15 protein-coding genes and 1 pseudogene are annotated in these 13,544 nt (G+C 69.5%); 13 read left to right on the top strand and 3 right to left on the bottom strand.

Annotated features, from left to right (window positions below):
* The first annotated feature begins 13 nt into the window (after positions 1 to 13).
* The 4 genes from ABFX55_RS18030 (at position 14) to ABFX55_RS18015 (ending at position 2,885) form a co-directional block, all read left to right on the top strand.
* Positions 14 to 493 (top strand): Rieske (2Fe-2S) protein, encoded by a 480-nt coding sequence (locus ABFX55_RS18030; RefSeq protein ID WP_346122453.1) that lies wholly within the window; start codon positions 14 to 16, stop codon positions 491 to 493.
* A gap of 161 nt (positions 494 to 654) precedes the next feature.
* The gene (locus ABFX55_RS18025; RefSeq protein WP_346122452.1) at positions 655 to 1,281 is read left to right on the top strand and encodes a dihydrofolate reductase family protein; all 627 of its coding nucleotides are present in this window, start codon (positions 655 to 657) and stop codon (positions 1,279 to 1,281) included.
* A gap of 30 nt (positions 1,282 to 1,311) precedes the next feature.
* Positions 1,312 to 1,647, top strand: coding sequence for a YciI family protein (locus tag ABFX55_RS18020; protein WP_346122451.1), 336 nt, complete (start codon positions 1,312 to 1,314; stop codon positions 1,645 to 1,647).
* A complete protein-coding gene (locus tag ABFX55_RS18015; RefSeq protein ID WP_346122449.1) occupies positions 1,644 to 2,885 on the top strand; it encodes an RNA polymerase sigma factor in 1,242 nt (413 codons plus the stop codon). Before ABFX55_RS18020 ends, ABFX55_RS18015 begins: the two co-directional genes overlap by 4 nt.
* A gap of 74 nt (positions 2,886 to 2,959) precedes the next feature.
* Here the strand turns inward: ABFX55_RS18015 and ABFX55_RS18010 are convergent, their stop codons facing one another.
* Together ABFX55_RS18010 and ABFX55_RS18005 are read right to left on the bottom strand one after the other, a co-directional pair.
* Positions 2,960 to 3,409, bottom strand: coding sequence for a DUF4267 domain-containing protein (locus ABFX55_RS18010; protein WP_346122530.1), 450 nt, complete (start codon positions 3,407 to 3,409; stop codon positions 2,960 to 2,962).
* Positions 3,409 to 3,624 carry a hypothetical protein gene (locus ABFX55_RS18005; RefSeq protein WP_346122538.1) on the bottom strand — a complete coding sequence of 72 codons (216 nt, stop codon included), beginning with the start codon at positions 3,622 to 3,624 and terminating at the stop codon, positions 3,409 to 3,411. Before ABFX55_RS18005 ends, ABFX55_RS18010 begins: the two co-directional genes overlap by 1 nt.
* Before the next feature lie 212 nt (positions 3,625 to 3,836).
* Here ABFX55_RS18005 and uvrC point away from each other — a divergent pair, with 212 nt between their 5' ends.
* The 4 genes and pseudogenes from uvrC (at position 3,837) to whiA (ending at position 8,916) form a co-directional block, all read left to right on the top strand.
* The gene (uvrC, locus tag ABFX55_RS18000; protein WP_346122528.1) at positions 3,837 to 5,741 is read left to right on the top strand and encodes an excinuclease ABC subunit UvrC; all 1,905 of its coding nucleotides are present in this window, start codon (positions 3,837 to 3,839) and stop codon (positions 5,739 to 5,741) included.
* Between the two features lie 7 nt (positions 5,742 to 5,748).
* Positions 5,749 to 6,636, top strand: a complete 888-nt coding sequence (rapZ, locus tag ABFX55_RS17995; RefSeq protein ID WP_346122448.1) for an RNase adapter RapZ — start codon at positions 5,749 to 5,751, stop codon at positions 6,634 to 6,636.
* Positions 6,637 to 6,878: 242 nt separating this feature from the next.
* The gene (locus tag ABFX55_RS17990) at positions 6,879 to 7,862 is read left to right on the top strand and encodes a gluconeogenesis factor YvcK family protein (RefSeq protein ID WP_346122446.1); all 984 of its coding nucleotides are present in this window, start codon (positions 6,879 to 6,881) and stop codon (positions 7,860 to 7,862) included.
* Positions 7,863 to 7,934: 72 nt separating this feature from the next.
* Positions 7,935 to 8,916, top strand: a pseudogene (gene whiA / locus ABFX55_RS17985) (DNA-binding protein WhiA).
* Positions 8,917 to 8,962: 46 nt separating this feature from the next.
* Here whiA and ABFX55_RS17980 read toward each other — a convergent pair.
* Positions 8,963 to 9,481, bottom strand: coding sequence for a hypothetical protein (locus tag ABFX55_RS17980; RefSeq protein ID WP_346122445.1), 519 nt, complete (start codon positions 9,479 to 9,481; stop codon positions 8,963 to 8,965).
* Positions 9,482 to 9,668: 187 nt separating this feature from the next.
* Here ABFX55_RS17980 and gap point away from each other — a divergent pair, with 187 nt between their 5' ends.
* From gap to ABFX55_RS17955, 5 genes are all read left to right on the top strand, one after another.
* Positions 9,669 to 10,673, top strand: a complete 1,005-nt coding sequence (gene gap / locus ABFX55_RS17975) for a type I glyceraldehyde-3-phosphate dehydrogenase (protein ID WP_346122443.1) — start codon at positions 9,669 to 9,671, stop codon at positions 10,671 to 10,673.
* 69 nt (positions 10,674 to 10,742) lie between these two features.
* Positions 10,743 to 11,930: a phosphoglycerate kinase gene (locus ABFX55_RS17970; RefSeq protein WP_346122441.1), complete on the top strand. Its 1,188-nt coding sequence runs from the start codon at positions 10,743 to 10,745 to the stop codon at positions 11,928 to 11,930.
* 1 nt (position 11,931) lies between these two features.
* Complete coding sequence (gene tpiA / locus ABFX55_RS17965) at positions 11,932 to 12,708, top strand: triose-phosphate isomerase (protein WP_346122439.1); 777 nt, start codon at positions 11,932 to 11,934, stop codon at positions 12,706 to 12,708.
* A 98-nt stretch (positions 12,709 to 12,806) separates the two neighbouring features.
* Complete coding sequence (secG, locus tag ABFX55_RS17960; protein WP_183661991.1) at positions 12,807 to 13,037, top strand: preprotein translocase subunit SecG; 231 nt, start codon at positions 12,807 to 12,809, stop codon at positions 13,035 to 13,037.
* Between the two features lie 69 nt (positions 13,038 to 13,106).
* Positions 13,107 to 13,451, top strand: a complete 345-nt coding sequence (locus ABFX55_RS17955) for an RNA polymerase-binding protein RbpA (protein WP_183661989.1) — start codon at positions 13,107 to 13,109, stop codon at positions 13,449 to 13,451.
* The last annotated feature ends 93 nt before the right edge of the window (positions 13,452 to 13,544 follow it).

Here is a 13,544-nt window from a genome sequence, read left to right as displayed (position 1 = left end):
TTGGTTTGTTCGCATGCGAGACGATCTTAAGAGCCGCAGGACGGTTATCGCGGGTGTGGGAGCGGGCGGCATGGCCGTGATGCTGGCGGCATGTGGTGGCGACGGCGAGGCGGTGACCAGCGCGGCCCCGCAGGCGTCGGCCGGTTCGGCGGCGCCCTCCGCGTCCGCCTCCGCCTCCGCGTCCGCCAGTGGAGACACGGGCGGTGCGGCGGCGCTGACGACGAAGGCCGAGGTGCCGGTCGGAGGCGGGACGATCTTCAAGGAGCAGAAGGTCGTCGTGACCCAGCCGGTCGCCGGCGAGTTCAAGTGTTTCAGCGCCCTCTGCACCCACAAGGGGTGCCCGGTGGCGTCGGTCGGGAACGGGACGATCGACTGTCCCTGCCATGGCAGCAAGTTCAGCATCGAGGACGGGTCGGTCAAGGACGGACCCGCCACCAAGCCGCTGCCCGAGGTCCCCTTCAAGATCGACGGAGAGTCGATCTCGCTGGGCTGAGGTCGTCGCCCGCCGCACCTTCCGGTACGGCGGGCGTCTTCATGTCCGGCGTTCGCCGTCGGTCTCGCGCATGGTGTCGATCCCCGCCCCTCTCGTTCGCCGTAGGTGGTGAGGGCGTCACCACCGACGTCCTCCCCGACAGGTACAGCGGAGGAATCGACATGCGCACACTGGTGGTGACCACGTTCGTGTCCCTGGACGGCGTCATGCAGGCCCCGGGCGGCGGCGACGAGGACCGCGACGGCGGATTCGAGCACGGTGGCTGGGCCGTACCGCACATGGACCAGCAGCTCATCCAGCGGATGGCCGCGCTGGTCGGAAGGGCGGGCGCGCTCCTGCTCGGACGCAGGACCTACGACACCTTCGCCGCCACCTGGCCGCTGGCAGGCGCCGACGACCCGATCGGGGCCAGGATGAACAGCCTGCGCAAGTACGTCGCGTCGCGCACGCTGGAAAGCGTGTCGTGGCAGAACTCGACGCTGCTCACCGGTGACGTGGCGAAGGCGGTCGGCGAGCTCAAGCAGGGCGAGGGCGGCGAGATCCAGGTCCACGGCAGCGGGCGGCTGATCCAGACGCTGCTCGCGTACGACCTCGTCGACAGCTTCCACATGCTGGTCTTCCCCGTGCTCGTCGGCTCGGGCAAGCGGCTCTTCGCCGAAGGGACCATGCCGTCCGGGCTCAGGCTCGTCGACACCGCGGCGTCGGACACCGGGGTTCTCATCAGCACGTACGCCAGGGATGGCAAGGTGGAGTACGGCGCGATGGGCCCTGAGACCGGTAACTGGTGATCGGGGCGAGCGAGCAGGCAAGGAGGGGCCATGCCGCAGTACGCGATTCTGATCTACGAGAAGGAGACCCCCGGAGGCGTGGCCGACATCCCGCCCGAGGTCATGGAGGCCAACCTGCGGGCGGGAGAGAAGATCGCCGAGATGGGGGCGAAGGTCGTCTACGAACGGGCGCTGCAGCCCGGCGCCGCCGCCAGGACGATCCACAAGGGCGGCCTGGTCACTGACGGCCCCTTCATCGAGAGCAAGGAGGTGATCGCCGGGTTCTTCGTGGTCGAGACCACGGATCTCGAAGCGGCGATCGCCATCGGCAGGCTGCTGCCGATCATGGATGGCGCCGTCGAGGTGCGGCCGCTGCTCGAGCAGTGACCTCTCTTCAGCAGGTGCTGGCCGAGGTGCACCGTCGCGAGTGGGCCGCGGTGCTCGCCGCGACGGTGCGCGTCACCCGCGACCTCGACCTGGCCGAGGAGTGCGTGCAGGACGCGTACGCGGCCGCGCTCGACGCCTGGACACGCGACGGCGTGCCGGACAGGCCGGGCGCCTGGCTGACCGTCGCGGCCAGGCACAACGCGCTGGACGCCATGCGCAGGGCCAGGACGTTGCGCTCGAAGCTCCACCTGCTGGTGGAGCCCGAGGCGGTGACGGGTCAGGACGCCGCGGCAGGCCCGCAGGTCCACGACGACCGGCTGCGACTGGTCTTCCTGTGCTGCCACCCCGCCCTGGCCACCGAGGCGCAGGTCGCCCTCACCCTGCGGCTGGTCTGCGGCGTGCCGACCGCGCACGTCGCCAGGGCGTTCCTGGTCTCCGAGCCGACCATGGCGGCCAGGATCACGCGGGCGAAGAAGAAGATCGCGGCTGCTCGCATCCCCTTCAGCATGCCCGCGGCCGACGAGCTGCCGGAGCGGCTCGACGCGGTTCTCACCACGATCCACCTGCTCTTCACCACGGGACACACCGCGCCGGAGGGTCCCTCGCTGACCAGGACCGACCTCGAGGGGCGCGCGCTCGAGCTGGCGCGGATGCTCCACGGCCTGATGCCAGGCGAGCGCGAGGTGCGAGGACTGCTCGCCCTGCTCCTGGCCAACCACGCCCGCAGGGCCACCCGCACGGCCGGGGACGGCCGCCTGCTGCCACTGGCCGGCCAGGACCGTTCGGCATGGGACCAGGAGGCCATCGCGCAGGCGCACGAGCTGGTCCTGGGGGCGCTTGACGGCGGCGACCCCGGCCGGTTCGCCCTGCAGGCCGCCATCGCGGCGCTGCACGCGAGCGCGCCGACGTACGACGACACCGACTGGCCGCAGATCCTGCTGCTCTACGACCGGCTGTTGCAGGTGTGGCCGTCCCCGGTGGTGGCGCTCAACAGGGCCGTGGCGGTCGCGATGGTCGCAGGGCCGGCGAGCGCGCTGGCCGAGATCGAGGCGCTCGAGCAGGACGAGCGCCTGGCCGCCTATCGCTATCTGCCTGCGATCAAGGCGGACCTGCTCCGCAGGCTGGGCCGCGAGGCCGACGCCGCCGTGGCCTACGAAAGGGCGCTCTCACTGGCGGGCAACGACGCCGAGCGCGCCTTCCTCGCCGGCCGTCTCGCCGAGGCGGGCCCAGACCGCTGAGCCATGGCGGGGTTCAGGTCGCCGGCTCCACGACCGTGATGTCCGGCGGCGCGCCGGCCCTTGGTGGCCCGTTGTCAGCTAACGGGTTGCGGGGAGTGGGTTCGCGAATCGCTCAGCAGGAGACCGCCGGCGAGTATGACTGCCGCGGCGGTGGCGCCATGTACGCCGAAGGCGGTTGCGGGTACTCCGCTGGAGAACAGCACGATGAGCATGCCGCCGATCGGGGTGAGCGCCGTGGCCAGCATGACCCAGCCCAGGACGCGGCGGTTCCCTGTGGCGAGGACCGCGAGGATCACCAGGCCGGACACTACGTCGCGGACTCCTTTGACGGCAAGGAATCCCGCGCCCTCGCCCCGCGGCCAGCTCGGCAGGCCGAAATCGGGCGCGGTGGACTGGGGGCCAGCAGATGGCTCGCTCCGATGTAGATGATGAAGAAGCTGCCCAGGGCGGCGAGAACGGTGTCGACGGTGGTCCGGGACGGCATCTTGGCGGCATGATGATCTCCTTCGGCGAGGGTCCGGGATCAGGACGCCTGGCGGTCGCGTGTCCAGGCGGGGCTGTCGAGGAAGTGGTTGTCGTACAGATCCTGGGAGGCCCGCAGTACCTCGAGCGTGGCCTCGCCCCTGCGGAGGCGGTCGAGCAGTCGGAAGTAGGCGAAGCGCTGGATGCCGGCGGCGACGACGACATCCGCCCACGAGCACGCCGCCGGCCCGCGCTGATCGAAGCGCCGGAACCACACGCACGCCAGTGGCGCAGAGCATCGGCGGCTGCCGCGAGCACGGCGACGATCAAGCGGCCTGCCGGCCCAGCAGCCGCGACACTGTCTTCCCCTGGGGCACCTTCACCGTCAACGTGGTCGACTCGCCCGCCGGGTGGACCGTGTCGTGGATCCTCGCGACTCTTTGCCGTGCCGCGGGGCGAGCTTGGTTGTCGGTGGCGACCTATAGGCTTTTGGATGTGGCGAGCACCTTGAGTTTCCGGCCCAAGCCCGGGTCGATCCCCGACTCTCCAGGGGTCTACCGATTCCGTGACGCCAACGCCCGGGTGATCTACGTGGGCAAGGCGAAGAGCCTGCGTCAGCGGCTCAACTCCTACTTCGCCGACTTCGCGGGGCTGCACCCGCGCACGCAGACCATGCTCACCACCGCGGCGAGCGTCGACTGGACCGTCGTCGGCACCGAGGTCGAGGCGCTCCAGCTCGAATACTCCTGGATCAAGGAGTTCGATCCGCGCTTCAACGTCAAGTACCGCGACGACAAGTCCTATCCCTACCTCGCGGTCACAATGGGCGAGGAGTTCCCCCGCGTGCAGGTCCTGCGCGGGGCCAAGAAGAAGGGCACCCGCTACTTCGGGCCCTACTCCCACGCCTGGGCCATCCGCGAGACCGTCGACCTGCTGCTGCGCGTCTTTCCCGTACGCACCTGCTCGGCAGGGGTGTTCAAGAGGGCGGGCCAGATCGGCAGGCCGTGCCTGCTCGGCTACATCGACAAGTGCTCGGCGCCGTGCGTGGGCAGGGTCACCCCCGAGGAACACCGCGACCTGGCCGAAGACTTCTGCGACTTCATGGCGGGCAACACCGGGCGTTTCATCAGGCGCCTCGAGCAGGACATGCGCGAGGCGGCCGGTCAGCAGGAGTACGAAAGGGCCGCCAGGATCCGCGACGACGTCCAGGCCCTGCAGCGGGCGCTGGAGAAGCAGGCCGTCGTGCTCGGCGACGCCACCGACGCCGACGTGGTGGCCCTGGCGGAGGATCCGCTCGAGGCCGCGATCCAGGTCTTCTACGTGCGCGGCGGGCGCATCAGGGGCCAGCGCGGCTGGGTGGTCGACAAGGTCGAGGAGACCACGCCGGGCGATCTGGTCGAGCACTTCCTGCTGCAGATCTACTCCGAGGGCGAGATCCCCAGGGAGGTGCTCGTCGCGGCGATGCCGCCCGACGCCGAGGCCGTCACCGAGCTGCTCTCCGAGCAGCGTGGCGCGCGCGTGGAGCTTCGGGTGCCGCAGCGCGGCGACAAGAAGTCGCTGATGGAGACCGTCGAGCGCAACGCCAAGGAGTCCCTGGCCCAGCACAAGATCCGCAGAGCCAGCGACCTGACGACGCGCAGCAAGGCGCTGCAGGAGATCGCCGACGCGCTCGACCTCGACCAGGTGCCGCTGCGCATCGAGTGCTACGACGTCTCCCACCTTCAGGGCGAGAACGTGGTGGCCTCGATGGTGGTGTTCGAGGACGGGCTGGCGCGCAAGAGCGAGTACCGGCGCTTCGCCGTACGGACGAAGGAGGGTGACGTCGCCTCGATCCACGAGGTGATCACCCGGAGGTTCAAGCGCTACCTGGAGGAGAAGTCGGCGACGGGCGAGCTCGCCGCCGAGGACGACGTGCACGGGCCGATCGACCCGGAGACCGGCAGGCCGCGCAAGTTCGCCTATCCGCCCAACCTGGTCGTGGTCGACGGCGCGGGCCCGCAGGCGGCGGCGGCCCAGCGCGCGCTCGACGAGCTCGGCGTCGACGACGTCGCGGTGTGCGGCCTGGCCAAGCGCCTGGAGGAGGTCTGGCTGCCGGGCGACGACCAGCCGGTCATCATGCCGCGGTCGAGTGAAGGCCTCTACCTGCTGCAACGCGTCCGCGACGAGGCACATCGCTTCGCGATCGCCTACCATCGTTCCAAGCGGTCCAAGACGGTGAAGGAGAGCGCGCTCGACGGCGTGCCTGGCCTCGGTCCGGCGCGCAGGCAGGCGCTGCTGAAACATTTCGGCTCCGTGAAGCGGCTACGCGAGGCCGGTGTGGCCGAGATCTGCGAGGTTCCCGGCATCGGCCGCGCGACCGCAGAGGTGATCGTGTCGAGGCTTGCCCAGGAGTAGTGAGGTTATGAGCAGCCCAGAGGATCAAGGACGCGCCGGAACCGCGTTCGTCATCGTGACCGGCATGTCAGGAGCCGGGCGCAGCACAGCGGCCAAGGCGCTGGAGGACCTCGGCTGGTTCGTCATCGACAACCTTCCGCCCGGGCTGTTGTTCGCCATGGCCGAGGAGGCGGGCAGGGTCAAGCTGGCCGCCGACAAGGTGGCCGCCGTGGTCGATGTGCGCAGCCTGGCCTTCACCACCGATCTCAACGCCGCGATCGAGGAGCTCGAGGGGCGCGGCGTCCGCGTCCGCGTGGTGTTCCTCGAGGCCAGCGACGAGGAGCTGGTGCGCAGGTTCGAGAACGTCCGCAGGCCCCATCCGCTGCAGGGCGACGGGCGCCTGGTCGACGGCATCGCTCGTGAGCGCGGCATCCTGCGCGAGGTGCGCGCCAACGCCGACCTGGTGATAGACACCTCCGCGCACAACGTCCACGAGCTGCGCAACAAGATCGTCGCCTACTTCGGCGGCGACAACAGGCCGGGGCTGCGGGTCAACGTGGTCTCCTTCGGCTTCAAGTACGGCCTGCCCGTCGACGCCGACCTGGTGGTCGACTGCAGGTTCCTGCCCAACCCGCACTGGGTGCCCGAGCTGCGGCCGATGAACGGCCTCGACAGCCCCGTGCGCGACTACGTCCTCGGACAGCCCGGCGCGAAGGAGTTCCTCGACGCCTACGAGGAGGCTTTCAAGATCGTCGCGACCGGGTACGCACGCGAGGGCAAGAGCTATGCGACGCTGGCGGTCGGCTGCACGGGCGGCAAGCACCGCAGCGTGGCGATGGCCGAGCAGCTCGGCGGGCGGTTGCGTGACCGCGGGATGGAGGTCCAGGTGAGTCACCGGGATGTGGGTCGGGAGTGACGGATGGGCGCGAGGGCGTAGGCGGCTCAGCAGACGAGACCGGTGCCCCCACCGGACAGGGCGGCCCCTCGATGGGGACCTCCCCTGCCACGGGTGACCCGACGATCGCCGATGGTCCCACCCAGGGTGGTTCCGGGGGAGGGCGGCGGGCGGTGACGTCCGTGGGAAGCCCGGATGGCGGTCTCCTGCCGGATGGTCCCGTACTGGGTGGTCCCGGGGGAGGGCGGCGGGCGGCGACACCCATGGGAAGCCCGGATGACGGTCTCCTGCCGGTGGCGTCCGCGGCGCGGACGGGCCGGAAGCCCAAGGTGGTGGCGCTCGGCGGTGGGCATGGGCTCTACGCCTCGCTGTCGGCCCTGCGGAACGTGACCGACGAGCTGACCGCCGTGGTGACCGTCGCCGACGACGGAGGCTCCAGCGGCAGGCTGAGGCGCGAGCTCGGCGTGCTTCCACCAGGCGACCTGCGCATGGCGCTGGCCGCGCTGTGCGGCGACGACGAGTGGGGCATCACCTGGAGCGAGGTGGTCCAGCACCGGTTCAGGAGCGAGGGCGACCTGCACGGCCACGCCGTCGGCAACCTGCTGATCGTGGCGTTGTGGGAGCTGCTCGGCGACCCCGTGGCCGGTCTCGACTGGGTGGGGCGGCTGCTCGGCGCCAGGGGCAGGGTGCTGCCGATGGCCTCGGTTCCGCTCGACATCGTCGCCAGGGTGGAGCTCGACGGGGTGATCTCGACGGTGCGCGGCCAGGTGGCGTGCGCGCTGACCCCCGGCAGGGTCCAGGCGATCTCCCTGGTTCCCGAGAACCCTCCGGCCAGCCAGGAGGCGGTGCGGGCGGTGCTCGACGCCGACTGGGTGGTGTTCGGGCCCGGCTCGTGGTTCACCAGCGTGCTGCCGCACCTGAAGGTGCCCGAGCTGGCCGAGGCGCTGCATCTGACCAAGGCCAGGCGCCTGGTGACGCTCAACCTCGCGCCGCAGCCCGGCGAGACCGACGACTTCTCGCCGCAGCAGCACCTCGAGGTGCTCAGGCAGCACGCGCCCGACCTCACCGTCGACGTGGTGCTCGCCGACACCGGAGTGGTGGACGATCTCGACGCGCTGGAGAAGTCGGCGGCCGCGCTGGGCGGCCAGGTGATCACGGCCTGTGTGGCGGCCGAGGACGGCTCGCCGAGGCACGACCCACGACGTCTTGCCTCCGTCCTGGACGAGATTTTCCTCCAGAAGCGTTGATCCTGGTCGGCGCCGCTCGAAGGTGCGAGAGACTTCTTGGGAGCCGGTCTGTATGGGGGAGGACTAACGCTTATGGCAATGACAGGTGTGGTGAAGGACGAGCTGAGCCGACTGCCGGTGCTCAAGCCCTGCTGCCGCAAGGCGGAGGTGTCGACGCTGCTGCGCTTCGCCAGCGGCCTGCACCTGGTGGGCGGGCGCATCGTGATCGAGGCTGAGCTCGACACCAACGCCACCGCCCGCCGGCTGATCAAGGACATTGGCGAGGTCTTCGGTCACAAGGCCGAGGTGCTGGTGCTGGCCCCCGCGGGGCTGCGCAAGGGATCGCGCTACGTCGTGCGCGTCTACCGCGACGGCGAGGCGCTCGCCCGCCAGACCGGGCTGATCGACAACCACGGCCGCCCGGTCAGGGGGTTGCCGCGTCAGGTGGTGGCGGGGGCCTCCTGCGACGCGGAGGCGGCCTGGCGTGGGGCGTTCCTTGCCCACGGCTCGCTGACCGAGCCCGGCCGTTCGATGTCGCTGGAGGTGACCTGCCCTGGTCCCGAGGCGGCGCTGGCGCTGGTCGGATCGGCGCGGCGGCTCAAGATCCACGCCAAGGCGCGCGAGGTGCGCGGCGTCGACAGGGTGGTGGTGCGCGACGGCGACGCCATCAGCGCGCTGCTGACCAGGCTGGGCGCCCACGACAGCGTGCTGGCGTGGGAGGAGCGGCGGATGCGCAGGGAGGTGCGGGCCACTGCCAACAGGCTCGCCAACTTCGACGACGCCAACCTGCGCCGCTCGGCCAGGGCGGCGGTCGCCGCGGGGGGCCAGGGTGCAGCGGGCGCTGGAGATCCTGGGCGACGACGCACCCGACCACCTGGTCATCGCGGGGCGGCTGCGGGTGGAGCACAAGCAGGCGTCGCTGGAGGAGCTGGGGCAGATCGCCGACCCGCCGCTGACCAAGGACGCGATCGCGGGCCGCATCAGGCGCCTGCTGGCGATGGCCGACAAGCGCGCCTCCGACCTGGGCATCCCCAACACCGAGGCGAACCTGACGGTGGACATGCTGGCTCAGTGAGCGGGCGCGGGCGCCACGCGCGTGCGACGGCGCCCGCGGGTCGTGCTCAGCCCTGCGGGTTCTTCGGCGTGAACAGGCTGCCCTCGGGCTGCTGCTGCGGAGCGGGGACCGGCTCCACCGGCTCGGGCTGCGCCTGCCTGGCGGCCTTGACGCGCTTGCTGACGAACGAGTAGCCGGCGAAGGCGCTGATCGCCCAGAACAGCAGCGTCTTGGGGTCCTCGCCGAGCAGGTCCGGCATCATGCCGGTGACCGTGCTGAACGCGTCGAGGTAGCCCAGCTCGGCGCCCTCGGCCTTCGCGTACTTGACGGCGAGAACGGCGCCGCCGACGGCGGTGCCGAGCGCCGTGCCCACCAACGCGAACAGTGCGGCGAGCGGCGGCAGGACGGGGCTGGACGGCTTGACGGCCATCATGCCCAGGCCGACCAGCACACCGATCAGGATGGCGGCGAGACCGAGCTCGTACTCGGTGATGCCGATCACGGCCCCGTACACGGCCGCTCCGACGAGCATGGCCGCCAGGCCCATGAGAATGCCCGGTACCAGTCCTGATTTCTGCTGGGTCATATATGAGGTCCTCGGGAAATAGGCGTGTTGACAGTGACGAGTCGGGCACTTTACTCGACTAGGACAAACAGCGTGTGTTGATCCAGGAAAAACAGGGTGGGACCTCGCGTGGTCTAAACCAATTTGGGTCCGATAGGGTTCGTGGTTGAGGTTTCAGCCCGCCATTCACGTACGAGGAGACGGTTCCGTGAGCATCCGCGTAGGCGTCAACGGCTTCGGTCGCATCGGCCGCAACTTCTGGCGCGCGGTCGCCGCCAGCGGCAAGGACATCGAGATCGTCGCGGTCAACGATCTGACCGACAACGCGACGCTCGCCCATCTGCTGAAGTACGACAGCATCCTGGGACGCCTGCCGTACGAGGTGAAGGCCACGGCAGACGAGATTGTGGTCGACGGCAAGACCATCAAGGCCTTCGCCGAGCGTGACCCCGCCAAGCTGCCCTGGGGCGACCTGGGCGTCGACGTGGTGGTCGAGTCGACCGGGTTCTTCACCGACGCCACCAAGGCCAAGGTGCACGCCGACAACGGCGCCAAGAAGGTCATCATCTCCGCTCCCGCGAAGAACGAGGACGTCACCATCGTCATGGGTGTCAACGACGACACCTACGACCCCGCCAACCACACGGTCATCTCCAACGCTTCGTGCACGACCAACTGCCTGGCTCCGCTGGCGAAGGTGCTCAACGACTCCTTCGGCATCGAGAAGGGTCTGATGACCACGATCCACGCCTACACGCAGGACCAGAACCTGCAGGACGGCCCGCACGGCGACCTGCGCAGGGCCCGAGCCGCCGCGCTCAACGTGGTGCCGACCTCGACCGGCGCGGCCAAGGCGATCGGCCTGGTGCTGCCGGAGCTGAAGGGCAAGCTCGACGGCTTCGCGATGCGCGTGCCGATCCCCACCGGCTCGGCCACCGACCTCACCGTCGAGGTCAAGCGCGACGTCACCGTCGACGAGGTCAAGGCCGCATACAAGGCCGCCGCCGAGGGCCCGCTCAAGGGCTACCTCACCTACACCGAGGACGAGATCGTCTCCAGCGACATCGTCACCGACCCGGCCTCCTGCATCTTCGACGCGGGACTGACCAAGGTCATCGGCAACCAGGTCAAGGTCATCGGCTGGTACGACAACGAGTGGGGCTACTCCAACCGCCTCGTCGACCTCATCGAGCTGGTGGGTCGCGACCTGTGACGGATCCGCAGCGAAGCGGGGCATCCATTCCGGCGGACCGTTCCGAGCGAAGCTCGGCGAAGGAGAACAGTGCGTCGTCTTGACGATCTCGAGGTGACGGGCCGGCGCGTGCTGGTGCGCGCCGACCTCAACGTGCCCATCGAAGACGGGGTGATCACCGACGACGGCCGCATCCGCGCGTCGGTGCCCACCATCCAGACCCTGGTCGCCAGGGGCGCGAAGGTCATCGTCTGCGCCCACCTGGGCAGGCCCAAGGGCGAGCCCAACCCCAAGTACACGCTCAGGCCGGTCGCCGAGCGTCTGGGCGAGCTGCTCGGACAGGACGTCGCCTTCGCCGCCGACGTGGTGGGCGAGTCCGCGCTGAGCGAGACCAACGCCCTGCACGACGGCCAGGTCGTGCTGCTGGAGAACCTGCGCTACGAGCCCGGCGAGGGGTCCAAGGACGACGCCACCCGCAGGGCCTTCGCCGAGAAGCTGGCGGGCCTCGCCGACCTCTACGTCGGCGACGGCTTCGGCGCGGTCCACCGCAAGCACGCCAGCGTCTACGACGTGCCGCAGATCCTGCCGCACGCGGCGGGCGGGCTGGTCGTGGCCGAGGTCGGCGTGCTGAAGAAGCTCACCGACGAACTCGAGCGGCCCTACGTGGTCGTGCTTGGCGGCGCGAAGGTCTCCGACAAGCTCGGCGTCATCGCCAACCTGCTCTCCAGGGTCGACAGGCTGCTCATCGGCGGCGGCATGGCCTACACCTTCCTCAAGGCCCAGGGCCACGAGGTCGGCCAGTCGCTGCTCCAGGAGGACCAGCTCGACCAGGTGCGCGGCTTCCTCGACGAGGCGGCCAAGCGCGGCGTCGACCTCGTCCTGCCCGTCGACGTGCTGGCGGCCACCCACTTCGCCGAGGACGCCGGGCACGAGGTGGTCGAGGCCACCGCGATCCCGGCCGACCGGCAGGGGCTCGACATCGGCCCGAAGACGCGCGAGCTGTTCGCGAGCAAGCTCGCCGACGCCCGCACGATCTTCTGGAACGGCCCGATGGGCGTGTTCGAGTTCGACGCGTTCGCCGGCGGAACTCGCGCGGTGGCCGAGGCGTTGATCGCTTCTGAGGCCTTCACCGTGGTGGGCGGCGGCGACTCGGCGGCAGCCGTGCGCAAGCTCGGTCTGCCCGAGGACGGCTTCTCCCATATTTCCACCGGTGGTGGGGCCAGCCTCGAGTACCTCGAAGGCAAGACCCTGCCCGGCCTGGCCGCTCTGGAGGACTGACGTGCGCAAGCCGCTCATCGCCGGCAACTGGAAGATGAACCTCAACCACCTCGAGGCCATCGCGCTGGTCCAGAAGCTGGCCTTCGCGCTGAACGACAAGGACTTCGACAAGGTCGAGGTCGCGGTGCTGCCGCCGTTCACCGACCTGCGCAGCGTGCAGACCCTGGTCGACGGCGACAAGCTGCGCATCGTCTACGGCGGGCAGGACCTGTCCAGGCAGGACGCGGGGGCCTACACCGGCGAGATCTCGGGCGCGATGCTGGCCAAGCTGGGTTGCACTTTCGTGACGATCGGCCACTCGGAGCGACGGCAGTACCACCACGAGGACGACGAGGTCGTCAACGCCAAGGTGCGGGCGGCCTACCGCCACTCGCTCACGCCCATCCTGTGCGTGGGCGAGGACCTGCCGGTACGGCAGGCAGGCGGCCAGGTGGCCCACTGTGTGTCACAACTCGATGGCGGACTGCGCGAAATCTCCGAGGAGCAGGCAAAATCGATAGTGGTGGCCTACGAACCGGTCTGGGCGATCGGCACCGGTGAGGTGGCCACCCCGCAGGACGCACAGGAGGTGTGCAGCGCGTTGCGAGCACGACTCGCCGAGCTCTACACGTCCGAAGTGGCCGCGGGCATCCGTATCCTTTACGGAGGCTCGGTCAAGTCTGACAACATCGCCGGGATCATGGCTCAGCCCGACATCGACGGTGCTCTCGTAGGGGGCGCCAGCATCGATGCGGGGGAGTACGTGAAGATCTGCCGTTTCGGCGAAATGTCGGCCTAACTGCAGCGTTCGGAGGGTGCGACTTGACAGCAGGTCGTACCCTCGAGAAGCAAGTTTGAATCGTCACGCGAACAGAGCATTGAAAGAACAGGTCTACGGTGACTATCGGAATCTCCATCGCCCTCATCCTGGCGAGCTTGCTGATGATCCTGCTCGTCCTGCTCCACAAGGGTAAGGGCGGAGGTCTGTCCGACATGTTCGGTGGTGGCTTCTCGTCGAACTTCGGCGGTTCCTCGGTGGTCGAGCGCAACCTCGACCGCCTGACCATCATCACCGGCATCGTATGGTTTGTCTGCATCATCGCCCTTGGCCTGCTGCTCAAGCCCTGACAGCACGTCAACGCGTGACAGTGATTCTCCCCCCGCCGCACGCGGGGCGATCGAGCGAGGAGTTCATCCGTGGGTAGTGGCAACGCGATCCGTGGCAGCCGAGTCGGCGCCGGCCCGATGGGGGAGGCCGAGCGCGGCGAGGCAGCTCCGAGAGTGCGGGTCTCGTTCTGGTGCGCCAACATGCATGAGACGCGCCCCAGCTTCGCCAGCGACGCGGCGGTCCCCGAGACATGGGACTGCCCCCGCTGCGGCCTTCCTGCCGGCCAGGATGAGGCTGCGCCTCCGGCCCCTCCGAGGAACGAGCCGTACAAGACGCACCTGGCGTACGTGAAGGAGCGCAGGAGCGACAAGGACGGCAAGGCCATCCTCGAGGAGGCTCTCGAGCGCCTGCGCGCCAACAAGTCCCCCTGGTAGGGCTTTCACCGCGAAGACCCCGGCCGATGGATGGCCGGGGTCTTCGCGTTTCCCTGGACGCCGCGGCTGCGGTGAGTTAGGGACCTTGTCGGA

Source organism: Nonomuraea roseola (genome assembly GCF_039535395.1).
Lineage (GTDB): Bacteria > Actinomycetota > Actinomycetes > Streptosporangiales > Streptosporangiaceae > Nonomuraea > Nonomuraea roseola.
This window is presented reverse-complemented; position numbering and strand designations above follow the sequence as displayed.